Annotated in this window: 23 protein-coding genes; 9 read left to right on the top strand and 14 right to left on the bottom strand. The window is 38.7% G+C overall.

Features of this window, described 5'->3' with window-relative positions; all coding sequences use genetic code 11:
* Positions 1-132: 132 nt before the first annotated feature.
* Positions 133-945 (top strand): tetratricopeptide repeat protein, encoded by an 813-nt coding sequence (locus tag G8E00_RS13035; protein WP_166012051.1) that lies wholly within the window; start codon positions 133-135, stop codon positions 943-945.
* Positions 946-1011: 66 nt separating this feature from the next.
* On the opposite strand, the gene G8E00_RS13040 is transcribed toward G8E00_RS13035, so the two are convergent.
* The 3 genes from G8E00_RS13040 to G8E00_RS13050 are packed head-to-tail and all read right to left on the bottom strand — an operon-like array spanning position 1012 to position 5639.
* A complete protein-coding gene (locus G8E00_RS13040; RefSeq protein ID WP_166012052.1) occupies positions 1012-2121 on the bottom strand; it encodes an NADH:flavin oxidoreductase/NADH oxidase in 1110 nt (369 codons plus the stop codon).
* A gap of 60 nt (positions 2122-2181) precedes the next feature.
* A complete protein-coding gene (locus G8E00_RS13045) occupies positions 2182-4338 on the bottom strand; it encodes a TonB-dependent receptor (RefSeq protein ID WP_166225220.1) in 2157 nt (718 codons plus the stop codon).
* Between the two features lie 20 nt (positions 4339-4358).
* Complete coding sequence (locus G8E00_RS13050; protein ID WP_166225223.1) at positions 4359-5639, bottom strand: carbohydrate porin; 1281 nt, start codon at positions 5637-5639, stop codon at positions 4359-4361.
* Positions 5640-6001: 362 nt separating this feature from the next.
* Between G8E00_RS13050 and mutM the strand changes: the two genes are divergently transcribed.
* Together mutM and G8E00_RS13060 are read left to right on the top strand one after the other, a co-directional pair.
* Entirely contained in the window at positions 6002-6856 is an 855-nt protein-coding gene (gene mutM, locus G8E00_RS13055; RefSeq protein WP_166225226.1) for a bifunctional DNA-formamidopyrimidine glycosylase/DNA-(apurinic or apyrimidinic site) lyase, read from the top strand.
* Entirely contained in the window at positions 6853-7137 is a 285-nt protein-coding gene (locus G8E00_RS13060) for a peptidylprolyl isomerase (protein ID WP_166225229.1), read from the top strand. Before mutM ends, G8E00_RS13060 begins: the two co-directional genes overlap by 4 nt.
* A gap of 23 nt (positions 7138-7160) precedes the next feature.
* Here G8E00_RS13060 and G8E00_RS13065 read toward each other — a convergent pair whose 3' ends face one another.
* From G8E00_RS13065 to typA, 3 genes are all read right to left on the bottom strand, one after another.
* Positions 7161-7907, bottom strand: coding sequence for an HAD family hydrolase (locus G8E00_RS13065; protein ID WP_166225232.1), 747 nt, complete (start codon positions 7905-7907; stop codon positions 7161-7163).
* 171 nt (positions 7908-8078) lie between these two features.
* Complete coding sequence (gene mscL, locus G8E00_RS13070; RefSeq protein WP_166225235.1) at positions 8079-8513, bottom strand: large conductance mechanosensitive channel protein MscL; 435 nt, start codon at positions 8511-8513, stop codon at positions 8079-8081.
* Positions 8514-8740: 227 nt separating this feature from the next.
* Positions 8741-10579: a translational GTPase TypA gene (gene typA, locus G8E00_RS13075; protein WP_166012059.1), complete on the bottom strand. Its 1839-nt coding sequence runs from the start codon at positions 10577-10579 to the stop codon at positions 8741-8743.
* Positions 10580-10751: 172 nt separating this feature from the next.
* Here typA and G8E00_RS13080 point away from each other — a divergent pair, with 172 nt between their 5' ends.
* From G8E00_RS13080 to G8E00_RS13090, 3 genes are all read left to right on the top strand, one after another.
* Positions 10752-12122 carry a uracil-xanthine permease family protein gene (locus G8E00_RS13080; RefSeq protein ID WP_166225238.1) on the top strand — a complete coding sequence of 457 codons (1371 nt, stop codon included), beginning with the start codon at positions 10752-10754 and terminating at the stop codon, positions 12120-12122.
* Between the two features lie 63 nt (positions 12123-12185).
* Positions 12186-13211: a methyltransferase gene (locus G8E00_RS13085; RefSeq protein ID WP_166012061.1), complete on the top strand. Its 1026-nt coding sequence runs from the start codon at positions 12186-12188 to the stop codon at positions 13209-13211.
* 9 nt (positions 13212-13220) lie between these two features.
* The gene (locus tag G8E00_RS13090; protein WP_166012062.1) at positions 13221-14690 is read left to right on the top strand and encodes an amino acid permease; all 1470 of its coding nucleotides are present in this window, start codon (positions 13221-13223) and stop codon (positions 14688-14690) included.
* Positions 14691-14791: 101 nt separating this feature from the next.
* Here the strand turns inward: G8E00_RS13090 and G8E00_RS13095 are convergent, their stop codons facing one another.
* Positions 14792-15256, bottom strand: a complete 465-nt coding sequence (locus G8E00_RS13095; RefSeq protein WP_166012063.1) for an OmpA family protein — start codon at positions 15254-15256, stop codon at positions 14792-14794.
* A gap of 136 nt (positions 15257-15392) precedes the next feature.
* Positions 15393-16430: an outer membrane protein Omp38 gene (omp38, locus tag G8E00_RS13100; RefSeq protein ID WP_166012064.1), complete on the bottom strand. Its 1038-nt coding sequence runs from the start codon at positions 16428-16430 to the stop codon at positions 15393-15395.
* Positions 16431-16802: 372 nt separating this feature from the next.
* Between omp38 and G8E00_RS13105 the strand changes: the two genes are divergently transcribed.
* From G8E00_RS13105 to G8E00_RS13115, 3 genes are all read left to right on the top strand, one after another.
* A complete protein-coding gene (locus tag G8E00_RS13105) occupies positions 16803-17333 on the top strand; it encodes a GspH/FimT family protein (RefSeq protein WP_166225240.1) in 531 nt (176 codons plus the stop codon).
* Positions 17334-17496: 163 nt separating this feature from the next.
* Positions 17497-18672 carry a thiolase family protein gene (locus G8E00_RS13110; protein WP_166012066.1) on the top strand — a complete coding sequence of 392 codons (1176 nt, stop codon included), beginning with the start codon at positions 17497-17499 and terminating at the stop codon, positions 18670-18672.
* 150 nt (positions 18673-18822) lie between these two features.
* The gene (locus G8E00_RS13115) at positions 18823-19272 is read left to right on the top strand and encodes a VOC family protein (protein ID WP_166225244.1); all 450 of its coding nucleotides are present in this window, start codon (positions 18823-18825) and stop codon (positions 19270-19272) included.
* Between the two features lie 73 nt (positions 19273-19345).
* On the opposite strand, the gene G8E00_RS13120 is transcribed toward G8E00_RS13115, so the two are convergent.
* From G8E00_RS13120 to G8E00_RS13145, 6 genes are all read right to left on the bottom strand, one after another.
* Positions 19346-19699: a DMT family transporter gene (locus G8E00_RS13120; RefSeq protein ID WP_166225247.1), complete on the bottom strand. Its 354-nt coding sequence runs from the start codon at positions 19697-19699 to the stop codon at positions 19346-19348.
* A gap of 305 nt (positions 19700-20004) precedes the next feature.
* The gene (locus tag G8E00_RS13125; RefSeq protein ID WP_166225250.1) at positions 20005-20394 is read right to left on the bottom strand and encodes a hypothetical protein; all 390 of its coding nucleotides are present in this window, start codon (positions 20392-20394) and stop codon (positions 20005-20007) included.
* A gap of 60 nt (positions 20395-20454) precedes the next feature.
* On the bottom strand, positions 20455-21297 hold the full coding sequence (locus G8E00_RS13130) for a J domain-containing protein (protein WP_166225253.1): 843 nt from the start codon (positions 21295-21297) through the stop codon (positions 20455-20457).
* Positions 21298-21426: 129 nt separating this feature from the next.
* Positions 21427-21912: a DUF934 domain-containing protein gene (locus G8E00_RS13135; RefSeq protein ID WP_166225256.1), complete on the bottom strand. Its 486-nt coding sequence runs from the start codon at positions 21910-21912 to the stop codon at positions 21427-21429.
* Positions 21905-23548: a nitrite/sulfite reductase gene (locus G8E00_RS13140; RefSeq protein ID WP_166225259.1), complete on the bottom strand. Its 1644-nt coding sequence runs from the start codon at positions 23546-23548 to the stop codon at positions 21905-21907. Before G8E00_RS13140 ends, G8E00_RS13135 begins: the two co-directional genes overlap by 8 nt.
* 203 nt (positions 23549-23751) lie before the next feature.
* The gene (locus tag G8E00_RS13145) at positions 23752-24300 is read right to left on the bottom strand and encodes a GNAT family N-acetyltransferase (RefSeq protein ID WP_166225262.1); all 549 of its coding nucleotides are present in this window, start codon (positions 24298-24300) and stop codon (positions 23752-23754) included.
* Between the last annotated feature and the right edge of the window lie 62 nt (positions 24301-24362).

The following is a 24362-nucleotide window of genomic DNA, read 5'->3' on the forward strand; positions in this document are numbered from 1 at the left end:
TTGAAGAGAAACTCTCAGCAATGACCATTTCAAAAATTACAATCGCATAATACACTTTATCTAAATTTAGGTTTAACTTGATATTTTCATTGAATAAATGGAATTAAATTTATATTAAGGGTCATAAAAATTATGAAAAAGACACTATGTGCTTTGCTGGTCACACTTTCAAGCATGAGCTTATTTGCAGAAGCTCCTGCTGTTGATCCAGCATTTTCCAAAGTACAACAACTCATACAAGCCAAAGACTTCACCAATGCTTATAAAGAACTTGAACAACTTTCCAAAGCAGGCAATAGCCAAGCAACTTATAATTTAGCTTATTTAACGCAAACGGGCCAAGGCACAAAACAAGACAATAAAAAAGCAGTAGAGCTCTATCAGCAAGCTGGGAATAAAGGATATCCGATTGCCAACTATGTTCTTGCACAAAACTATGCTTCTGGGGGATTAGGTTTAACAAAAGATGCAGCCAAAGCTCGTCAATATTTAGAAAAAGCATCTTCTCAGGGCTTTGATGATGCAACAGTTGAACTTGCTGTGATTTTATTTGCTGAAGGTAAAGACAGTTCTGATAAACAAGCCTTACAAAAACTTGATCCTTTAATCAAAAAAGGCAATTATGCAGCGATACATGCAAAAGCCCTTTACGATATTTCTCAAGGTTTTAAAACCAAAAAGGAAGCCCCTGTTAAACAAGGCTTAGCGAGTATTCAATCTTTAGCACAAAAAGGCTATATTCCCGCATTAATGGCTGCTGGCAATATGTATGTAAATGGCAATATTGTTCCGCAGAACTTACCTGAAGCGAAGAAAATTTTTGAGGCTTTAAGCAAACAAAATATTCCTCAAGCAAAAGAAAGCCTAGATGTTGTCAATAAATTATTGGCAGATCAGGCCAAGAATCCTCCTAAACCCGCGCCAAATGCAAAAGCCAAATCTTAGTCTTTATAAAAAATCGGTCATAAAAAACCCTGAAATTCAGGGCTTTTATCATGTCTGAAAAATCACTTAAAAGGCTTTAAATAAAGCTTTCAATCCATGTGGTTGTGAACGTAAATATTGAGGACTGATCTTGATTTCAGCACCTAACGCAGCAGCTGCATGCCATGGCCAACGTGGGTCATACTGTATTGCACGTGCGAGTCCAATCGCATCAGCCTCATTGTTTTTCAATATCTCTTCTGCTTGCTCAGCTTCCGTAATTAAACCCACTGCGATCACAGGAATATCGACATTTTCTTTAATCGCTTTGGCGAATGGAACTTGATAGTTCGCACCAATCTGAATGTCTTGTTTAACATGTAAACCACCTGATGACGCATGAATATACACAGCACCCAACTGAGCAAGTGCTTTGGATAAACCAATACTTGACTCAACATTCCAACTCTCTACGCCATCCATCCAGTCTGTTGCAGAAATTCGAATACCCACTGGATAATCTTTTGGAACTGCATTTTGAATGGCTTGGAAAACTTCTAGAGTCAAACGAATACGATTTTCAAAACTGCCACCATATTCGTCGGTGCGTTTGTTTGAAAGTGGCGACATAAACTGATGTAGTAAATAACCATGTGCAGCATGAACTTCAATTAAATTAAAGCCTGCATCCACAGCACGCACCGCAGCTTGTGCAAAATCATCCACAATCTTTCTAATTTCATCCACAGTCAATGCATGTGGTGCAATGTCACTTTCATTAAATGGAACATCACTCGCAGAAACCGTTTGCCAACCATGCTCATCTGTCGGTGCAATCTGGTTGCGGCCACCCCAGGGTTTATCGGTCGAAGCCTTACGTCCCGCATGTGCCAACTGAATAGCAATGGGCATAGGTGAAAGTGATCGCACCTTTTCCAGCAAAGCCTTCATTTGAGCACGTTGCAAATCATTCCATAAACCCAAGTCAGCATAACTAATACGTCCTTCGGGTTGCACTGCTGTTGCTTCAATGATACATAGACCAGCACCGGACAATGCGTAAGAAGCCCATTGCTGTTCATGCCAGTACGTCACTTCACCTTGATCCGTCGCTGAATACTGACACATGGGTGCAATCACAATTTTATTGTCAAGTTTCAATGACCCAAATTGAATGGGTTGGAACAGTAACGACATATCATCTTCCTCATTGAAATGGCTTCATTATCCGATAACTTACTTAGCAGAACTAAGTCATTAAAAAGCTTTGGTCACGCTTAAACCTGCACTCCAATTTAAACCATCTGCAGGTTCAAAAAACCGCCCATTACCATCATTGACGATCACGGAACCAATATAGTTTTTATCAAATAAATTATCGATACGTGCATAGGTACGAACTTTCCAATCATCGTTACGCCATACATAACCAACATCGGCATTCACCGTAATATAGTCTGGCGCTGTATCTGAGTTGATATCATCGACATAAATTTTATCCATGTATTTGACATCAACACCAGCATTGAAACCTGTTTCAGGTAACCAACCTAGCCCAATAAAAGCTTGGTTTTTGGCAACACCTGGAATGTAATTTCCCTTATCAATTGCAGCAGCTAAAATTTTATCTGGATCGTTTTGATCACGAATTTCTTCAACATTTGCATCAAAAGTTGCATCAATAAAACTGTAACTCGCCTGCGCAGATAAATGACGCCACAATTTCTTATTCCAAGATAACTCTACGCCCTGCCGCAAGGTCTCATCCGCATTTCTATAGGTTGCACGTCCATCTAAAGTACCTGCTGAGACAATGTCATCTTGAGTATTAGACTGAAATACAGCAACAGTGAAATCACCGAGTAAATTTTGTGTTTTTAAACCAATTTCATAGTTATCACTACTGCCTGGCTTCAAATTAAAATTCATCCCATTATTGGCTGAGTACGCCATTTCCGTAAATGTCGGTGTTTCAAAACCTTTGGCATAACTTGCGTAAAGATTTGTAGATGGATGAATTTGCCAACTTAATGCTGCTGAAGGCAGAACTTTGTCATAGTCGGTCTTACCACTATCATCACCATTTCCACTGACAATATAATGATCTTTGGATTCATAATGCACATTACTATAACGCACACCTGCATCCAAACGTACCGTTGGAATCATATTCCATGACGCTTGCAAATACGGGTCTAAATTCCACAACGTATTATTTTCATTACGGCGCAAATCACTTTTCACACCATACTGAGGCAAATTATTTTCAAGTACATAATTTTCATAACCTTTACGGTCTTCATCCATGTAATCAAATGCCAAACCTGCTGTTATTCGGGTGTTAGGTAACAAATTTTTACCTGTCCAATGCCAATCTGTCCCATAATAATTACGTTCAAAATCAATGACGCCACCCGCATGACGTGGATTCTTTTGTGCAGTATCAGGAATTGACTGGTATTGGGTAACTTCACGATTACCTGCATAGACCATGGCATCAATTTGATGCTGATCATTAATCGGTTTAGACCACGTTAAACCCGTCTGGGTTTGCTTAATGTCTTTACGAACATTAAATTGGCGTAAATATGGTACTTGTTGCTTTGGATTCGCTTGCCATAACGGACGTGTCAGACCTTGTGGATCATCCGCTGTGATATCAACGTAATTCAGCATCCAATTAATTTTAGAGCCATCTGCCAAATCCCAAGTCAATTTGGCATTGCTCAAAACTTTATCTGAGCCACTATGTTCACGATAACCATTAGTGTCAAAATACGAGGTACTCACCACATAACTTGGCTCGCCTGCTTTATCAGCACCGCCTTGCAAAATAATATCGCCACGATTTTTGTTATGTGAACCTGTGCTATATCCCATTTCAATTGAATCACGACCTTGACCTTGTTTGGTCGTGGTCAAAATTGTGCCGCCAGATGAGTTTCCATAAAGCGATGAAAAAGGTCCACCCAATACTTCAATGTGATCCAAACTGCTTAAGTCAATATTTGAGGTTTGACCTTGACCATCAGGCATCGTCGCAGGAATTCCATCGACATATAAGCGAATACCACGAACACCAAATGTAGAGCGAGCACCGTAACCACGCATCGAGATTTGCAAATCTTGCGCATAGTTTTCACGGTTATTGATCTGAAGCCCTGGCACACCTTTTAAGGTTTCCGTTAGGTTTACACCGAGGTTATTTTGATTATTTTTCTGATCTATTCGATATACCGAAGCAGGTGTTTCTAACCAGCTGGTATCTGTACGAGCCGCTTCTATTTTTAAAGTGGGTAAAACAACTGACTCGAATTCAGACTCAGCACTTTGCGCATAAAGACTTTGACAAATACACGCAGTTAAACAAAGTAAACTCAAATGTGCAGGAGTCCATGATTTTTTACCTTGCATCTTTTTACCTTAATATGGGCTTAGAATGTCACCTTTGTACTCAAACCAAGGACGAAGGCATTATTCACGTTATGTGTTGAACCAGGATGAATAACATACTGCACATCTGGACGAATGAGAATTTTCTTACCGAGATGACAGTTATAATTGAGCTCTATATTATACTCTGCTTCAGCATTGAATTGATGTTGCCCATTTGCAACTTTCGCATGTACAAAATGTTTATTTAAATGAACACGATTGACAGCCAAACCAATCATATCATCAGGATGATCTGTCCCCAATCCAATATACTCAAGCCCAATTTGCTCAGTATTATCAATCTTATTGGTCGCTTGATCATGCCAAGTAAAATTTTCAAACATTTCTAAGCCTTGTTTGTCTGAACCTGTAGAAGTCAACTGTTGTTCAATTGCAATCCACCCCCCTGTGCTGTGGTCTTCGGGCAATCCTGTGGCGATATTTTTCTGATTATTTGGATCATGGGCAGTATTGTATAAAGCCCCAATACGATAACTTCCTGGTAGCCCATTGATAAACGATTGTGGTTTCCAAATCATTTCTATTGGAATAGTCACACCATCAGCATGTGCAGTACTTAAACTCCAGCCCAAGCCTTCAGCATTACTTTTGCCATTGTCAGGATTAAACTCATATATCCCCATTTGCATGGTCAATTCAGGATCGAAGTCATATCTCACTCGCCCACCCCATGATGCAACAGGATTATTCATCCAAAGATTACTTTGCCATTTACCCATTTGAGCACCGCAAAATGAACTATTTTGGAAATCACAAGCCATCACATCAAAATCATTTCCGATGGTGATACGCCCCACTTTTATATTGAGTCCAGAATTGCTGAATTGCTTTTCAATCGAGAGTTCTGATAATCGTGTATGTTGATTCCCCCGTCCAAAAGTCACTTGTGAGTTTGAAAGTTGAGGTGCAGACGGATGTTGTAAATGACGTACCCCAGTACTTTGACCTTGACGCGCTGACACAACTGCTCGGATTTTCACCCCATCCCAACCGGCCATTTTTTTCATGTCCAATTCAGTGCCAATATTAAAATGTGCAGAGGTTTCTGGTCTTGCACCAGCAAGATGTCCACCACTGACAAGGTATGCTGTATCGCTAAACAACGCAGCATCAAATTTTATCCCCTGTTGTGCCAAGCGTGTCCTATTGCTGTTTTGATCTCCGATACTATAACTGCTGTTTTGGTCGCTATGCTTTGCATAAACCGTAGTTACAACACATAAAAGCGAGGCAAAAAGTGTAAAACTGGTTTTTTTCATGCAGACTCTTTGAAAAACAGCAATAACAGCGGGAGATTAGCAAAATAGGTGCTAAAAATTGAGTGCTGAAATTACAGTGTTTTCATTGAAAAATCTCATCATTTTTTATGATGTGATAAATCATCATCATTGGTTTTGTATATGACTTAAAATTTAATAACTTATTGAATATTTAAAAAAACAACTGAATGATTTAATGTGCCTCATGTTGATATAAAAAGACATCGATTAGACATATTTTTTACACGATATGCTATTTGTATCCTCCATGATTTTTCACTTTTATTTAAATGAAAATATGACTTGTATTCATATGCGCTCACCCCGATATTAAGCAATAACGTCAATCTCTAGCCAAACATATGCCTGAATTACCTGAAGTTGAAACGACCAAAACCAGCTTATTGCCTTTAGTTGGACAAAAAGTCATGTCTGTTCAAGTGAATAATCCAAGTTTACGCTGGCCTATTCCTAAAAATATTCAAAAGCTTCAGGGTCAAAAGCTGTTGAAACTCACACGCCGTTCCAAATATATTTTGGCCGCGTTTGAGCATGACACCATGCTCTGGCATTTGGGCATGTCGGGTAGTTTCCGCTTATGTGACGCAAATACCGAATTGAGAAAGCACGATCATTTAATCATCCAATTTGAAGATGATCAGTTGCGATACCACGATCCAAGACGCTTCGGTTGTATCCTTTGGTTAGATAAAACATCACAAACAAAACTCATCGATACGCTTGGTCCAGAACCGTTAAGTGATCAATTCAATGCAGAATATCTAGCTTCAAAACTTAAAAATAAAAATATCGCCATTAAAGTAGCAATCATGGATAACCATGTGGTGGTGGGTGTTGGCAATATCTATGCAACAGAAAGTTTGTTCAATCTTGGGATTCACCCTGCCCAACCTGCGTCTAGTCTATCTAAAAATCAAATTGAAAAACTGGTGTTAGAAATCAAACGTATTTTAAAACAAGCGATTGATTTAGGTGGTTCTACACTTCGTGATTACACCAATGCGATGGGTGAAAATGGTTATTTCCAACAAACGCTGTTGGCATATGGTCGTGCGGGCGAAATGTGCATCAATTGTGAAACCACATTAGAAAACTTAAAGCTTGGGCAACGTGCAAGTGTATTTTGTCCTGAGTGCCAACCCTTAAAAAAAGTTAAAGTGCCATCGAAAAAATCTGTGAAAGGAACTCAATCATGAAATCTGCCATCGTCCGTCACATCCTTGTTAAAGACAAAGAACTGGCTGAACAACTGAAAAAGAAAATTCAGTCAGGTGCAGATTTTGCCAAAATCGCGAAACAACATTCCACCTGTCCTTCAGCAAAAAAAGGCGGTGAACTGGGTGAAATTAAAAAAGGACAACTTGTTGCACCTATTGATAAAGCTGTATTTACCTTGGCTGAACGTGAATTGCATGGCCCGATCAAAAGTCAATTTGGCTGGCATTTACTTGAAATTAAGTTCCGTATGGATTTTTAATCTTAATCCAAATTTTCTTCTATTTAGATTAAATTTTCTGACTCATGGTCATAATCAAAGTCAAAAGTCTCTAAAACTGACTTCAATTCAGTTAAATGTCGTGGACTATGGCTATGATGTTGTTGAAATTTGATTGGATTTTTCACCCAAAATGCCTGCATACCTGTTTGTATCGCAGGCAATATGTCCATCTCAAGATCATCGCCTACCATTAAACAAGTACATGGAAGCACATTAAAATCATCGCAAATTTGTAAAAATGCCTGAGGCGCTGGTTTTGCGATTTCACGTTCCTCACTGATATAAAATGCATCAAACCATTGGTGTAATTTTAATTTTTCTATTTTCTTTCTCTGCCCATGTGCAGGACCATTGCTTAATACAACCCTTTTAACTGGATACTGTTTACAAATCTGAAGTGCTTCTTCAGCACCATCGCAGAATATGGCCTGATTCAATGCAAAATCGATAAAACAATCATTGAGTTGTATCGCCAGACTACGATCAAAAATTTGAAAACATTCAAGTGGCTTTTGAAATCTGATGATTCGATATTCTTTTGCTGTGAGTTCATGCTGAACAAATGACTGAAATAAAGCATCGTGATGTTTATCATAACTTAGCCAAAAATCATGCGGATCTATCTCATAATATTCGAGCAGTTTATCCACTTTTAAACGCGCCAAAATTTGTACCTGATCCCAATCAAAAATGGTTCGGTCTAAATCAAAGATAATGACGTTTAACACTTGCTTGATTTTTTTATCCATGCTTATTTTTTATTCTTATTTACGCCACTTTACAAGTATGACCATCATATTCCGAAAGTATTCATTCGATTATTTTTTACTATCGATGTTTCAAATATAGAAAAGGCGCACAGAGTGCACCTTTCTAAGCATCAGAATTCATTCTAAATATTTAAAATAAACACCTAAGACTTATTGTGGACGACGTTTTAATTCATCACGAATTTCACGTAACAATTCAATATCTTCTGGCGTTGCGGCTGGCGCTTCTACAGCAGGTTCTGTTTTACGTATACGGTTGATAACTTTTACAAGTAAAAATACTACCCATGCCAGTAACAAGAAGTTGATCAGTACTGTTAAGAAACTACCGTAGGCAAATACATTTAAGCCTAGGTCTTGAGCTGCTTTCAACGTTTGAATGTTTCCAGGGTTATCACCCAACACAACAAACCAGTTGGTATAGTCAACATCGCCACCCAGAATCCAAGAGATTAATGGCATGATGATATCTTTAACCAATGAATCAATAATTTTGCCAAACGCACCACCAATGATTACACCAATGGCTAAATCCATGACATTGCCTTTGACAGCAAATTCTTTAAACTCTTGAATGATACTCATATTTCCCTCAAATTTTACAAGACATATTTTTAAAGCATTGAAATATACTGCGCAAAGCAATCTTTCTTCATTTAATTAATTAGCGCATTTCAATTTAAAATTCGTGTAATTTTATCGGAATAAATAAATTTTATTATATTAAATTGGTAATTTTTATATAAAAAAATGCTACCCATAAATGGATAGCATTTTTTCAATACCTGAGATCAACAATGTTGATCTGGGTATTATTTACCTGAACGATTACGTTTACGTTCGTTTTCAGTCAACCAACGTTTACGGATACGGATTGACTTCGGTGTTACTTCAACTAATTCATCATCTTCAATGAATTCAAGCGCTTGTTCAAGAGTATATTCTACAGCAGGAACTAAAGTTAACGCTTCGTCAGTACCAGAAGCACGTACGTTTGTTAACTGTTTCGCTTTAGTTGGGTTAACTGTCATGTCATCAGAACGAGAGTTAATACCAATGATCATACCTTCGTAAACTTCTAACTGTGGTTTAGCAAATAGACGACCACGGTCTTGAAGTGTAAACAAAGCATAGCCCAAGCAAGTACCTTGAACCATAGAAATCAATACACCGTTTTGACGTTTCGCAACAGTACCTTGTTTCATAGGACCGTAATGCGAGAAGCTTGAAGTCATGATCCCTGTACCAGAAGTCATGGTCAAGAATTCAGAACGGAAACCAATCAAGCCACGTGAAGGAACAGTTGCTTCAATACGGATACGGCCTTTACCGTCAACTTCCATATTGGTCATTTCACCTTTACGGTGACCCATTTGTTCCATTACAGCGCCTTGGTGCTGTTCTTCAACGTCAAAAGTAACGTTTTCGTATGGCTCTTGTTTTTCGCCGTCAACTTCTTTCAAGATTACTTGCGGACGAGAAACACCCATCTCGAAGCCTTCACGACGCATGTTTTCAATAAGAACTGAAAGATGAAGTTCACCACGACCAGATACTTTGAAACGGTCTGGAGAATCAGTATCTTCAACACGTAAAGCAACGTTATGAATCAATTCACGGTCTAAACGTTCACGGATATTACGTGAAGTGACAAATTTACCTTCTTTACCAGCAAACGGTGAGTTGTTTACTTGGAAAGTCATTGTTACTGTAGGTTCATCTACAGATAATGCTGGTAATGCTTCAACGTTTTTAGGGTCACAAATGGTGTCAGAGATATGAAGCTCATCAATACCTGTTACACAAACGATATCACCTGCATTTGCTTCTTCAATATCCACGCGATCAAGACCGTGGTAACCCATGATTTTTAAGATACGACCGTTACGTGTCTTACCTTCTTTATCAATAACAGTTACTTGTGTGTTCAATTTAACTGAACCACGTTGAATACGACCTACACCGATAACACCAACAAAGCTGTTATAGTCAAGTGATGAGATCTGCATTTGGAACGGGCCATCAACGTCAACTGCTGGCGGCTCAACGATGTCTACAATTGTTTGGAACAATGGTGTCATATCGTCAGCAAGTTCTTCTGGAGAAGGACCAGCAACACCACGTAGACCAGAAGCATAAACAACTGGGAAATCTAACTGTTCGTCAGTACCACCTAAGTTATCGAACAAATCGAATACTTGGTCGATGACCCAATCTGGACGCGCGCTTGGCTTATCAACTTTGTTGATAATGACGATTGGTTTCAAACCACGTGCGAACGCTTTTTGCGTTACGAAACGAGTTTGTGGCATTGGACCTTCTTGTGAATCCACTAGAAGCAATACACAGTCAACCATAGAAAGAACACGTTCAACTTCACCACCGAAGTCGGCGTGTCCTGGGGTGTCCACAATGTTGATGCGGTATTCAGTGTTTGTACGGGCATCAGTCCATTTAATTGCAGTGTTTTTTGCAAGAATGGTAATACCACGTTCAGATTCGATAGCGCCCGAATCCATGACACGCTCGATCTCACCCGCGCGATCACCAAGAGCACCTGATTGCTGCAAAAGTTTGTCTACAAGAGTGGTTTTACCATGATCGACGTGCGCAATAATGGCGATGTTACGGAGAGTTTTAATATCTGACATGTAAATTCAATGCGTATTTAATTTGAGGGCAAATTATACAGAAAAAACTAAACTTTTAGTAGTGACTGATCAGCAGCAATCTCGATTTTTTTTGACAAAAGCCTGTCTTTTGGTTTTATAAAGCCCTCTATCTCGATTAGAATAGCGCCATCTTGCCCAAGCTGTGCGACTTATGTCTGACTTTAACACTTCTTCCGAGCAAAAAGATCAACTTGATTTGGTTTATGGTTTAAATGATCGACCGAAACCTTTTGTTGCATTTTTAGCTGCTTTTCAACATTTATTGGCCATTATTGTTCCCATTGTTACGCCAGGTTTGTTGATTTGTTTAGCACTCGGTGTCTCAAAAGAAGATACCAACATGATTTTATCCATGTCATTGGTGATTTCAGGTATCGCAACTTTTTTACAATGTAAAAAAGTTGGTCCGTTTGGTGCAGGTTTACTGATTGTGCAAGGCACCAGCTTTAACTTTATTGGACCTATTATTGGTATTGGTTCGACAATGGTTGCTGCAGGGACTCCTGTCAACACCGTTATGGCTTCCATATTTGGGGTCGTGATTGCTGGTTCATTTATTGAGATGGGCGTATCGCGCATTTTACCTTGGGTCAAAAAACTGATTACTCCATTGGTTACAGGTATTGTGGTGTTACTGATCGGTTTAACCTTGATTAAAGAAGGTCTGATCAGTATGGGCGGTGGCTATCAAGCCATGAGTGATAAAACATTTGCCAATGCTGACAATCTAATGATGTCTTGTACTGTATTGGCTTTAATTATTTTATTGAACCGTTTACGTGTCACTTGGATTAAAAGTTCAGCCATTTTGATTGCACTTGTCGTGGGTTATGCGCTTGCTGGCGTTATGGGACACCTTGATTTTTCAGGACTTCAAGATTCACCTGTTGTTCAGATACCAACACCTATGCATTTTGGTCTTAGTTTTTCTTGGAGTTTATTTATTCCAATGGTGTTTATCTACCTTGTGACTTCACTCGAGGCCATTGGTGATATTACTGCAACTTCAAAAATTTCAAACCAACCTGTTGATGGTCCAAAATGGATGGAACGCATTAAGGGTGGTGTTTTGGTCAATGGCGCAAATTCTTTCTTAGCTGGACTTTTTAACACCTTCCCTAGCTCTGTATTTGCCCAAAATAATGGTGTGATTCAACTTACGGGTGTTGCCAGCCGTTATGTGGGTATCTGGATTGCAGCACTTTTGGTCCTTTTAGGTTTATTGCCTTGTGTTTCTGGCGTCATTCAAGCCGTGCCTCAAGCGGTATTAGGTGGTGCAGTGATGGTGATGTTCGGCGCAGTTGCAGCGTCTGGCATTAACATTCTTGCGGGTATTCAACTAGACAGACGTGCCCTTCTTATTATTGCAATTTCACTTGCGCTTGGATTAGGTGTTGCTCAAGTTCCACAAATCTTAGAGCATTTGCCTGAATTATTCCGTAACATCTTTAGTTCTGGTGTGGCGACAGGCGGTATTGCAGCATTGTTATTAAATATTATTCTTCCTGAAACGAAGAAATAATTTCATTTCAGAAGCCACTCTGCCCAGCATTGTCTGGGCAGAGTTGTTCAATGGAGAGTCAAAATGGATCCGAGAAGTGAAGTTGTCATTCGACAGCATGAATATCTTTCTGGTCGTGTACTACTGATTAATGCCCCTACAGATGACTTAATCTCTCATCTAGAACAAGACATCGAATCTTCTGTTTGGACATGGAATTTTAACGAATATCAGTATTTTTTAAGCCAACAAGCCAATGTACATTTTGGCGTGACTTTACCTGAACACGAATTTGATCAAGTGATCATTTTTGTGCCAAAAGCAAAAGAACTCTTGAATTATATTCTGCATAATGTGATTCACAGATTATCACTGGGTGCATCTGTGTTCTTGGTGGGAGAAAAGAAAGGTGGTGTTGAACGTGCTGCAAAGCAAATGCAACCTTTTGGTAAAACCACAAAATTAGACAGTGCACGTCACTGTCAAATGTGGCAACTCAGCATTGAAAAAACGGTTACCTCGAAAAATTTGGCAGATTGGGCGCAACAATACACAGTCAATACCCCTAATGGAGAGTTGACCATTTGTGCATTGCCAGGCGTGTTTAGTCAAAAGAATTTGGACGTTGGCACAGCAGTTTTATTGCCATACTTAAACCAAGTAACTTCAGGTAAAATTGCGGACTTCGGCTGTGGAGCCGGTGTGATTAGCGCTTATTTGGCCAAGCTTAATCCGAAAAATCGTATTTTTGCGATGGATGTTGATGCCTTTGCACTTGAATCAACACGTATGACCTTTGCAAAAAATCAACTCACTCCTGAGCAACTCGAAGTAAAAGCAGTCACGGGTATTGAAGATGCCCCACTCTTTTTACATGCCATTGTCAGTAATCCTCCATTCCACCAAGGGATTCAAACAAACTACAATGCCAGTGAAAATTTGTGTAAAAATGCGCGTCGCCACTTAAAGTCAGGTGGTGAACTCTGGATAGTGGCAAATCGCTTCTTAAATTATCCAATTTTAATTGAACAAAACTTTGGTCAGTGTACAACCAAGGCTGATCAACAAGGCTTTAAAGTGTTGTTTGCTAACACTCAGAAGAAATCTTAAGGAACGTCGATGAGCGAAACAGATCAATCTCAGCATTTGAAGCGAAAGCTCGGTGCTCGCCATCTCAATATGATCGCCATTGGTGGGTCGATTGGTACAGGTTTATTCCTTGCCTCAGGAGCAACCATTGCCAACGCAGGTCCTGGTGGAGCATTACTCGCATACGCTTTGATCGGCATTATGATTTATTTCTTAATGACCAGTTTAGGTGAATTAGCGACCCACAATCCAACATCAGGTGCGTTTTTCACCTATGGTACGAAATACGTTGAAGGCGGATTTGGTTTCGCACTCGGTTGGAATTATTGGTACAACTGGGCCATTACCGTTGCGTTTGAGCTTGTTGCTGTACAATTGATTATGAAATTCTGGTTTCCAGATATTCCTGGTTTCTACTGGAGTGCAATCTTTTTAGCTATCATATTTGGAATCAATGCCTTAACTGTGAAAGGCTTTGGTGAAAGTGAGTTCCTTTTCTCACTGGTTAAAGTGATCGCTATTATTGTATTTATCATTATTGGTATTGCCATGATTGCTAAAATCATGATGACACCAGGTATGGTGACGTTCCAAAACTGGACACATGGTGACGCACCTTTTGTGGGTGGTTTTCAAGCCCTCATTGGCGTAGCAATGATTGCTGGATTCTCCTTCCAAGGTACGGAAATGGTTGGTGTTGCAGCTGGTGAGTCGAAAGATCCGAAAAAGACCATTCCTATTGCGATTAAACAAATTTTCTGGCGTATTTTATTGTTCTATGTGGTGTGTATTTTCATCATTGGGACTTTAGTTGCTTATGATGACCCTCGCCTTTTACAAGCCGCTTCAAGTGAAGATATTGCACTTTCACCATTCACTTTACTTTACGAACAAGCGGGTTTTGCATTTGCTGCAAGCCTAATGAATGCCGTGATTTTGACTGCTATTTTATCTGCAGGTAACTCTGGCATGTATTCATCTACACGTATGCTGTTCGATATGGCACGTGAAGGTCGAGCACCAAGATGGTTTGCCAAACTTGATAAGCGCGGTGTGCCTATGCATGCACTGTATGCAACAACTGCTGTAGCTGCACTTTGCTTTTTAACCACGTTTATTGGACAACAAGAAGTGTTTAACTGGCTTCTAAACATGTCTGGCATGTGTGGATTTATTGTTTGGTTAGGCATTGCGATTTCTCATTATCGCTTCCGTAAAGGTTATCTCGCTCAAGGTTATAAACTTGAAGACCTGGCATATACGGCTAAATTTTTCCCATTTGCACCTTGGTTTGCCTTCATTTTGTGTTCAGTAATTATTTTGGGTCAAAACTACCAAGCATTATTGGGCGGAAAAATTGATTGGCTAGGCTTACTGTCAACTTATATCAGCATCCCTTTGTTCTTGGTCATTTGGTTTGGCTATAAATGGAAGAACAAAACCAAAATCATTTCTTATAAAGAAATGGATGTACAACCTTTAAATCTTGACCGCGAATAAATTAACAGATTTGCTCTAGACATAAAAAAAACAGCCTCATGGCTGTTTTTTTATTGGTTCATCAATCAACATTACAACATAAATGTAGATACATGATTGAATTATTGAATTTTTAAAATACCACTGACACGACGGTTTTTCGCACGACCTTCTTCAGTTGCATTACTCGCAATCGGTTTGTCTGGGCCCACTCCAAATGCTTTCACTTGGTTTGGATTGACGTTGTATTCAACAATCAGTTTATTACGAATCGTATTTGCACGGTTTAAAGAGACTTTTTTGTTGGCCGCTAATGATCCCGTACTATCTGTATGACCTTCAAGCTCCAACACATAACTCGAATTTTGGGCTAAAGATTTAGCCACAGTATCTAAATAAGCTAAATACTGTGGTTCAACTTGAGTAGAACCCTTTTCGAAGTAAATGTTTACGCCATTTTTTAGCTCATTCAATATATGTTTATTATATGATTGCTTTTCTGCTTTAGGGCTTGGAATGACACATTGTGTTGCACAACCTGTAAACAATACGCTAAGTGATACAGTTAAAAATAATTTTTTTGACATTTGCTCAATCTCTTTTTTGTTATAACGCGTAGATTTATTTTGCAAACTGTATCACATTTATTTTAAATTATTGTTGTTTTTTAACAAAAAAAAACGACTCCGAAGAGTCGTTTTTTATCAATAATTAATCTTTAAATTATTGACCTGTAACAGTACGGCTACCAGAGATTGTCGCGAACACACGGCGGTTCATAGCACGACCTTCTTTAGTGTTGTTGTCAGCAATCGGTTGATCCCAAGCGAAACCTTGAGTAGACAAACGAGATGCATCAACGTTGTATTCATTTACAAGAGCTGATTTAACAGAGTTAGCACGAGCTAAAGATAAACGTTCGTTTAACTTACGTGGACCAGTGTTATCTGTGTGACCTTCGATACGAGCAGTCGCATTCGGGTATTCAGCTAACTTTTCAGCAACTTTAGCGATTTCAGGCTTGTACTGAGTTTTGATGTTAGATTTGTTCGTGTCAAAGAACACACGAAGTTCCATGTTCAAATCTTCAGTCAATTGCTGTGGAGCTGGTTCAACTGGAGCTGGAACTGGAGCTGGAGCTACAGGTTCAACTTCAACAACTGGAGCAGCAGGTTTCAAGTGACCACCAAGAACTACGTTAAGACCAGCTAAAGCTGTGTAGTTCCAGAAATCTTCTTCTTGGTTATACGTTGCACGCGCTTCAGTACGAAGAGACAATGCATCATTTAAACGCCAGAATGCACCTACACCACCGTTGTATAGAGTACCTTCATCTTTTTTATAACCAGCAACACCATCAAAGTCGTATTTGTAGTGACCAGCACCTACTAGTACGTAAGGCTTGATTTTGCTGTCATAGTTTTTAGTGATCAAATCAGAAGTAACGTAGAAGTTACCGTTGATTTGAGTTTGTTTGTATTCAGCACCTGGTGCAACGCCAACATTACCGTCAACATCACCTTTAACTTGGTTGTATTCAGCTTCAAAACCTAACCAAGGAGTCAATTCTACACCTAGTGCAGCACCAACGAATAAATCATCTTGGATTTCAGGAGCAGATGTTAAATGATCAGCGCCATTATTATGTTTAGTGTCTTGGAATGTGTAACCAACTAAAAGCGGAGTAATAGTAACGCCCGCGTTAGCAGCAGCAAATGGTGTAGCAACAAGCATAGCAAGTGCAATACGACTCAATTTCATGGATATCCTCCAGATATAACAATTGTTGTTCAAGCTCAGCCCAAAATTTCTGGCTTCCTGAGATAGGCTTTTTTATACCCCAGTATTTTTTTTAAGCTACTCACGTTGAATAATACAAACACTAGAAGGGTTTTCCAAGTGCTTGATAAATCTAATCAAGTGAATTATTGACAAAATTACTTACAATTTCCGTTGTAATTCGGTAAATTTTCGCTCAATTATTTTTTGTGAATAGCCTATCTTCTCGTTTCGCCTATTTTAACAGCAAATTTGAGCTAATAGTAACTCTTTTTACACTGCTCTTTTTATCGTTAAAATCATAATAATCATTAATTATTTCAAATTATTACAACTTATAAAGAAGATAACTCAATGTATCCCTATTGTAAAGAAAATGCGTTTACTCTTTTTGAGCTTATTGCCATCTTGGCTATCCTTATTATCTTGATTAGCCTTGGAATACCTTATTTTGAACGCTTTCAGGCAAAACAAGAAATTGCTCAAATCTATCCCCTAATACAACAACAAGTAAGTTTAGCTAAAAATACAGCACGAATGCGGCAGGCAGAAGTCGTGATATGTAGCTCTGAAAATCAACAAACTTGTGGAAAAAACCAATGGAATAAATCACTTATTATTTTTATTGATGATAATCATAATAAGAAATATGAATTTGGAGAAACTGTGATACGCATCACAAATAACAACTTCAAGTATGGTGAATTACAGTGGCGTGGTGGTGTTGCAAATTTACAAACTGTAACATTTCAGTCCGATACTGGACTTCCAAGAGGCTCTCAAGGCGCTTTTTATTATTGTAGTTTTAAACTTTCTGGTGAAAATCTCTATATCCCTATCAGTCAAATGGGAAATACCCGACTGGTCAAAATCAAAAAATGTTGAATGAATTTTTAGCGATGATATGTTGGTATTTACATTATTTTTTGATTTAAAGATGAATAAACCAAGAGATCGGCGTACACAGTTTGCCCTTTATTCTTATATTTTTTTCAATATACTGCTTTAGATTTGAAAAAATATGCAATACAACAAATGGAGATAAAAAATGACTGACATCGTAATTGTCAATGGTGCACGTACAGCCATGGGTGGCTTTCAAGGAAGTCTATCGAGCGTCACTGCTCCTGAATTAGGCGCTGTAACCATTAAAGAAGCGATCGCTCGCGCAGGCCTACAACCAACTGATGTCGAAGAAGTCATTATGGGCTGTGTACTTCCAGCGGGTCTAAAACAAGGGCCTGCCCGTCAAGCAATGCGCCAAGCAGGATTACCTGATTCTACAGGTGCTGTCACCATCAATAAACTATGTGGTTCAGGTATGAAAGCTGTGATGCAAGCAGCAGACATGATTAAAGCTGGTTCCGCAAATATTGTGGTGGCTGGTGGTATGGAATCCATGAGTAATGCACCATATGTATTGACCAAAGCACGATCTGGATACCGTATGGGACATGGCGATATTAAAGATCATATGTTCTTAGATGGTCTGGAAGATGCTGAAACAGGTCGCTTAATGGGTTCATTTGCTCAAGATATGGCAAATACCAAAGGCTATACCCGTGAACAAATGGATGAATTTGCGATTCGCTCACTCAAACGTGCACAAACGGCCATTAACGAAGGTTATTTTGCAGATGAAATCGCACCTGTGACGGTGAAATCACGTAAAGGTGATGTGGTCGTTGATAAAGACGAACAACCATTCAATGCCAATATTGAAAAAATCCCAACTTTACGTCCTGCTTTTGCAAAAGATGGAACGATTACAGCTGCAAATGCCAGCTCAATCTCGGATGGTGCATCTGCATTAGTATTAACATCAGCAGATAATGCATCTGCGAAAGGCTTAAAACCTTTGGCTAAAATTGTCGCTTATGCATCGAATTCACAACACCCTTCAGAATTTACCATCGCTCCTGTCGGTGCAATTCAAAAAGTATTAGACAAAACAGGTTGGAATGTTTCTGATGTTGATCTATGGGAAATCAATGAAGCGTTTGCCATGGTGACCATGTGTCCAATTGATGAGTTCAAACTTGATGCAGAAAAAGTGAATATCAATGGCGGTGCTTGTGCCTTGGGTCATCCTGTTGGATCGACAGGTTCTCGTATCATCCTCACGTTGATTCATGCGTTAAAACGTACAGGCGGTAAACGCGGTATCGCAGCACTTTGTATTGGTGGTGGTGAAGCAACTGCTGTAGCAATTGAACTGTTATAAGTTCTACATTTATAAGATGAACGACTATTTAAAAAATCCCTCAGCATGAGGGATTTTTTATGCTTACATTTTAATCACTTTGTTTATGCAAAATAAATCTTAAGCTTGTTAAATTAGACAGAACCGCTATAAAAAGAACAGGACATTAACATGCAACTCAATCATTATCTCAACTTTCAAGGTCAAGCTGAACAAGCATTTACCTTTTATCAAAATGCTTTTGCTGGCGAAGTGACTTTTTTGTCTCGCTATGGTGATCTACCACCACAAGATGGTGTCATTCTAAGTGAAGAAGATAAACAAAAGATTATGCATATCTCATTGGCCATTACAGATCAGATTGTTTTAATGGCATCTGATGTCAATGAACAATTTTGTGCACAAAACAATTTGCCGTTCATTGTCGGGACCAATCACTATATTTCAATCAACCTTGAAAAACATGAACAAAGCAAAGCTTATGAACTTTTTGAAAAATTGTCTATCAATGGCACCATTGAAATGCCGTTAGACAAAACCTTTTGGGGTGCACTATATGGTGCTTTTACCGATCAATTCGGAATTCAATGGATGATTAACTGTCAACTGGAAGATGCTTAAACAACATTTAAATACATAAATGCATTGTGTAACAATATGATTGCTCTATAACCGTATTGAGTAGGCACTGATGCTACACATCAATATTGGAAAATTGAGCAATAATCGTGAGCCCCACCACAATAAAGGCAATACCGATCCAACCTGCCATATCAATATGTTGCCCTAAAAAAGCTTTAGCCAGTAATGCTGTGGCAATCACGCCAAGCCCTGACCAAAGCACATACAAAATTCCCGCTTGCATAAACTTTAAAGCATAGGCAGCGCAAGCAAATGAAATAATATAGAGCACAAGTGCAATGCCTTGATCAAACTTATTGACCAGTCCATTGCCTTTGGCTGAATAAAACGTAGAAAGTACATCTGTTGCAATGGCGATCAGCAACCAAAACACACCTAGATTTATTTTTGAAAGAATGAAAGACATTATTAGCGTAATGATCAGTGATTATGCATGAAGTGTATACTGACTCAGGATTGAGTACTATGCATATGCTCTTAAAAATCAGCTAAATCAAATGACTTAACTGATTGATTGGTGATTGATTGGTGATTGATTAAAATGCTTTTACTTTCATCTATTCAGGATCATATTTATCATTCAAATCATATTTACCATTCAAAAACCCTAAAAGCTTTTGAATACATTCCTATAACAGAAACATGCGGATTTAACTGGGCTTGTCTATGGATGTATTTTGAATAAATCAATTCATCACTTTCGATCAATCGTTAAATTGAAGCAATAAATACATATAACCCAGCAACCAAGATGATGGCAAAGATCAACATCACTAAAAAATAACCTAAAACAAACTTCCAGCCTTTGGTGACACAGCAGTATATAAAAATGATGAATAAAATTATGGCAACTGGGCCCGCTAAAGTCCCCATACTCCCCATTGCAATTAATCCAGAAAGACCAGAAGCCAATAAACCAAAACTCACACCATCACCGAAGGATCTTTTCTTTGCATCATCTGCTTTCACTTCAATAGACTCATTTACAGGATCATGATTGCTGAATGATTCCTTCTGAATTTGCTTATCGTCCATTCCCCAATACTGATGAGGATTTGTAATATTTAAATCCTGATGATCTGAGTTGTCTTGATTTGACATTTGTCCCCCTAACTATATTTTATTTTATCAACGTTTAAAAAGTCATTTGCCTCATTCAATTCATGACGCGATGTGTTTCATTAAAGTATCTCGGGCACTATTGATCAAATGGGCTTGCTGTTCCAGCATTTGCTTGACGGCATCGGTCACATTGACGTTCCGATCAGGGTGAAAATCTTTAATTTTAATTCGATAAGCTTTTTGGATTTCATCTCGAGTTGCATTTGGGGAAATACCTAAAATCTCAGCTGCACGTTCTACCTCTGAATGAGAGGATGATCTATCCGAAGCATGATCATAGGAATGATCTGAACCCTGATGATGCTGTTCATACTCTTGATGGTGCTGTTCACGCTCTAACAAAATTTGTTTCAACTGATCATCACAATAATGAAAAGATAAACCAAAGGAAGTCCCTGCACTAAAGCAATCTCTTTTTATGGTTTCAAAATCATGACAAGTATTGACTGCCAAAATGCAAATTTTCGCATAAATGACTTCTAAATCATTTTGAGGTGGTCGTGAATTTGCCCATGTTCGAATATTTTGAAAAAGTGGTGGTCTATTTTCAGTTTTGAGCCGATCACGTAGGTAGGCTTGATCTTCTGGTGTTTCACATAAATGAATAAAACTATTTTTGACAAACTGTACTTTTTCACTGGTCCAATGTGGCTCATATTTGAGGGCGAACTGGCACAAAATATCAATACAAGCTTCGAGTTTTCGAATCGATTGGTATTGATTTTGATGTGGATTTGAATGATTTTCTGACTGATTATTTTGATTGGATGTGCCCATTGAACCTGTCCACATCCAAAATGCAATTAACCCCAACCCAATTAAAAACCCAGGTATTCCCCCACCCAGAACTGTTGCGATCACTAAAAAAACGACATACCCCATATCACCCTCTTCATTTGAATCAAAAATTAAACTTTTCTAGTTACATCACTGTCTTTAGCGATCTTTTATTTGATTTTTATCGTAAAAAAAGGCCGGACATAAGTCCAGCCTTTTTAATGACTTAATAAATTAAGCCCCAGTTTGATAATTCGCTTGATTTACAGCAGTCGATGCTTGGTACGGGTTGGTAAAGTCACCCAATCCTGCAGCCGCTTCAACAATATCTTTACCTTCTTTAATCACGAAAGTATCGAAACCTGAACGCTTCATGTAATTGAGGACATCTTTAAACACGTCACCTGTTGCACGAAGTTCGCCTTGGTAACCTTGACGACGTAACAATGCAGCAAATGAGTAACCACGACCATCATTAAAGCCAGCAAATTCAATGAAAATTGCATCAAGTTGATCGAGTGGAAATTCGTGAGTTTCAGGTGAAGCATCCACTGTGATGTAGAGTGCTTTTTTACCCGTCACATTGGCAATCTGATCTAACTGTTCAACGGCAAGAACCACGTCACCTTGAGGTAATACACCATCTTCACCAATCAATTGATAGGTATTGTCAGCAATCGTGCCATCTTTAGAGAGCACTTGTAGTGCGGTATTAAGCATATGCACGCTCCTTGAAGGGTTGAATGCCTACACGACGGTAAGTTTCGACAAACTCTTCACCATCATTACGTAAATCAAGATAAGTATTCAAAATTTCTTCTACGACATCAGGAACACGATCTGCAGCAAATGATGGCCCTAAGATATCACCAATTGAAGCATCATGATCGGCATTACCCCCTAAGGTAATTTGGTAAAATTCTGCGCCTTTTTTATCAACACCTAAAATACCAATATTACCGACATGGTGATGACCACACGCATTCATACAGCCAGAGATGTTTAAATCCAATTTACCCAAGTTGTAAATGGTGTCTAAATCATCAAAACGGCGTGAGATCGCTTCTGAAATAGGAATAGATTTCGCATTTGCCAATGAACAGAAGTCACCACCTGGGCAGCAGATGATGTCCGTCAAGAAACCAATGTGTGCTCGTGCTAAGTTATTCTTTTCTAGAATCGTCCAAAGCTCAAACAAATCTTTTTGCGGCACATCCACAAGGGCAATGTTTTGCTCATGCGTCGTTCGTAACTCACCAAAAGTGTACTTATCTGCAAGATCTGCAATCAAGTTCATTTCTTCAGTGGTCATATCACCAGGGGCAATACCTGCACGTTTCAGAGAAATCGTCACAATACGATAGCCTTTGACTTTATGTGCGTTGGTGTTGATGTTAAACCACTGTTTGAACTTCGGATGCTGTGCAAACAATTCAGTAAAATCTTCATCTGCATAATCTTGATAATCAAACGGCGTAAATTCTTCGTCCAATTTTTTCAAGATTTCAGGCTGAATTTTCAAAGTCTTAATCGTATGTGCAAATTCAGCTTCGACTTTCTCTGCAAACACTTCTGGTGTTAAGGCTTTAACTAAGATTTTGATACGTGCTTTATATTTATTGTCACGACGGCCATGCAAGTTATACACGCGAAGAACCGCTTCAAGGTATGCAATTAAATCTTCACGTGGCAAGAACTCACGAATAAAGCTACCAATCACTGGGGTACGACCTAAGCCACCACCGACTTTAATTTTATAGCCAATCTCGCCTGCTTCATTTTTTACGATATACACACCAATATCGTGGAATGATGTTGCCGCACGATCAATTTCTTCAAGTGCTGAGACAGCAATTTTGAATTTACGTGGTAAGAAAGCGAATTCTGGATGGAAGGTAGACCATTGGCGAATTAATTCACATGTCGGACGTGGATCTGCAATTTCACCTGCAACCACACCTGCATATTGGTCAGTCGTCGTATTACGAATACAGTTACCCGATGTTTGGATCGCATGCATTTGAACAGTCGCAAGCTCAGCCAACATATCTGGGACATTCTCTAACGCAGGCCAGTTAAACTGAATGTTTTGACGTGTTGATACATGTGCATAACCACGGTCAAACTCTTTTGCCAAATCCGCAACTTTACGTAGTTGATTTGAGTTCATGAGACCATATGGCACTGCAATACGTAACATAGGTGCATAACGTTGTACGTATAAACCATTTTGAAGACGTAATGGACGGTATTCGTCTTCTGTCAATTTACCTGCTAAATAACGTTCCGTTTGGTCACGGAACTGTGCAACACGTTCGTTGATCAGTTGCTGATCGAAATCAGTATATAAATACATGGCGTACAGCTAGTAATTTCTATTATAACGGAGCACAGCATACCTAGATTTGATCTATCAATAAAATGCGTTTTTTACATATTTTATAGATATTTTTTTGATAAGCACCCTACAATTCACTGATATAAAGGACTTAGATACAATTTAAACTTTTTTCGAAATTCTTATCATTAAAAATTATAAACCCCTACTGCATTCAACTATTAGTAAAAGTAACCCAACAAATCTAATTTACTATCTTCAGGCCATATTTTTTGCCCGACAACAGGTTTATACATCAACCCTTTATGAATCTTCTCTATCATGACTCCATAATGACGATGTTCTTGCATTGCCAACCATTCAACAGATATTGAAACTGGAGAAAATCCGAATTTTTCATAGAAAGTAGTCTCTTCTGAGTAAAGGAATAAAAAATCGATATTGTGAGACCAATTGAAAGCCAAATCATTTAAATAGTGAATAAGCCTTGAAGCATATCCTTGTCCTTGGTATTCGGGAAATATCGCTAGATCAATGATACCTAATACATGAATAGGCTTGCCATTCAAATTCATCGCTCGATAGTCCAGCCCCAATTGTCCAATGAGCACATCGTCTTTGCTCAATAATAAACGGCTATGTGGATGCTGTTTAAAATAAGTTCGGCTATTAAAATCTTCTTCTGGAAAGCATCTTTTCAGCAATGCTGAAATCTGTACTTTTATATAAGGCTCTAATTCAAACTCATGTACCAGCTCAATTTTTATCATTCTTCATCACTATTCATGTCGTTCCACACCGTTCAATAGTGCCAAACTCTGACTTTAATCTG

Source organism: Acinetobacter shaoyimingii, assembly GCF_011578045.1.
Lineage (GTDB): Bacteria > Pseudomonadota > Gammaproteobacteria > Pseudomonadales > Moraxellaceae > Acinetobacter > Acinetobacter shaoyimingii.

What these genes read in the sequence shown, in the direction of transcription:
- G8E00_RS13035 (WP_166012051.1), top strand. Translation starts at nt 133, where the DNA reads ATGAAAAAGACACTATGTGCTTTGCTGGTCACACTTTCAAGCATGAGC.
- G8E00_RS13115 (WP_166225244.1), top strand. Translation starts at nt 18,823, where the DNA reads ATGCAACTCAATCATTATCTCAACTTTCAAGGTCAAGCTGAACAAGCA.
- G8E00_RS13065 (WP_166225232.1), bottom strand. Translation starts at nt 7,907, where the DNA reads ATGGATAAAAAAATCAAGCAAGTGTTAAACGTCATTATCTTTGATTTA.
- G8E00_RS13040 (WP_166012052.1), bottom strand. Translation starts at nt 2,121, where the DNA reads ATGTCGTTACTGTTCCAACCCATTCAATTTGGGTCATTGAAACTTGAC.
- G8E00_RS13125 (WP_166225250.1), bottom strand. Translation starts at nt 20,394, where the DNA reads ATGTCAAATCAAGACAACTCAGATCATCAGGATTTAAATATTACAAAT.
- G8E00_RS13050 (WP_166225223.1), bottom strand. Translation starts at nt 5,639, where the DNA reads ATGAAAAAAACCAGTTTTACACTTTTTGCCTCGCTTTTATGTGTTGTA.
- G8E00_RS13140 (WP_166225259.1), bottom strand. Translation starts at nt 23,548, where the DNA reads ATGTATTTATATACTGATTTCGATCAGCAACTGATCAACGAACGTGTT.
- G8E00_RS13085 (WP_166012061.1), top strand. Translation starts at nt 12,186, where the DNA reads ATGGATCCGAGAAGTGAAGTTGTCATTCGACAGCATGAATATCTTTCT.
- typA (WP_166012059.1), bottom strand. Translation starts at nt 10,579, where the DNA reads ATGTCAGATATTAAAACTCTCCGTAACATCGCCATTATTGCGCACGTC.
- G8E00_RS13095 (WP_166012063.1), bottom strand. Translation starts at nt 15,256, where the DNA reads ATGTCAAAAAAATTATTTTTAACTGTATCACTTAGCGTATTGTTTACA.
- G8E00_RS13130 (WP_166225253.1), bottom strand. Translation starts at nt 21,297, where the DNA reads ATGGGGTATGTCGTTTTTTTAGTGATCGCAACAGTTCTGGGTGGGGGA.
- mscL (WP_166225235.1), bottom strand. Translation starts at nt 8,513, where the DNA reads ATGAGTATCATTCAAGAGTTTAAAGAATTTGCTGTCAAAGGCAATGTC.
- G8E00_RS13105 (WP_166225240.1), top strand. Translation starts at nt 16,803, where the DNA reads ATGTATCCCTATTGTAAAGAAAATGCGTTTACTCTTTTTGAGCTTATT.
- mutM (WP_166225226.1), top strand. Translation starts at nt 6,002, where the DNA reads ATGCCTGAATTACCTGAAGTTGAAACGACCAAAACCAGCTTATTGCCT.
- G8E00_RS13145 (WP_166225262.1), bottom strand. Translation starts at nt 24,300, where the DNA reads ATGATAAAAATTGAGCTGGTACATGAGTTTGAATTAGAGCCTTATATA.
- G8E00_RS13045 (WP_166225220.1), bottom strand. Translation starts at nt 4,338, where the DNA reads ATGCAAGGTAAAAAATCATGGACTCCTGCACATTTGAGTTTACTTTGT.
- G8E00_RS13120 (WP_166225247.1), bottom strand. Translation starts at nt 19,699, where the DNA reads ATGTCTTTCATTCTTTCAAAAATAAATCTAGGTGTGTTTTGGTTGCTG.
- G8E00_RS13135 (WP_166225256.1), bottom strand. Translation starts at nt 21,912, where the DNA reads ATGCTTAATACCGCACTACAAGTGCTCTCTAAAGATGGCACGATTGCT.
- omp38 (WP_166012064.1), bottom strand. Translation starts at nt 16,430, where the DNA reads ATGAAATTGAGTCGTATTGCACTTGCTATGCTTGTTGCTACACCATTT.
- G8E00_RS13060 (WP_166225229.1), top strand. Translation starts at nt 6,853, where the DNA reads ATGAAATCTGCCATCGTCCGTCACATCCTTGTTAAAGACAAAGAACTG.
- G8E00_RS13080 (WP_166225238.1), top strand. Translation starts at nt 10,752, where the DNA reads ATGTCTGACTTTAACACTTCTTCCGAGCAAAAAGATCAACTTGATTTG.
- G8E00_RS13090 (WP_166012062.1), top strand. Translation starts at nt 13,221, where the DNA reads ATGAGCGAAACAGATCAATCTCAGCATTTGAAGCGAAAGCTCGGTGCT.
- G8E00_RS13110 (WP_166012066.1), top strand. Translation starts at nt 17,497, where the DNA reads ATGACTGACATCGTAATTGTCAATGGTGCACGTACAGCCATGGGTGGC.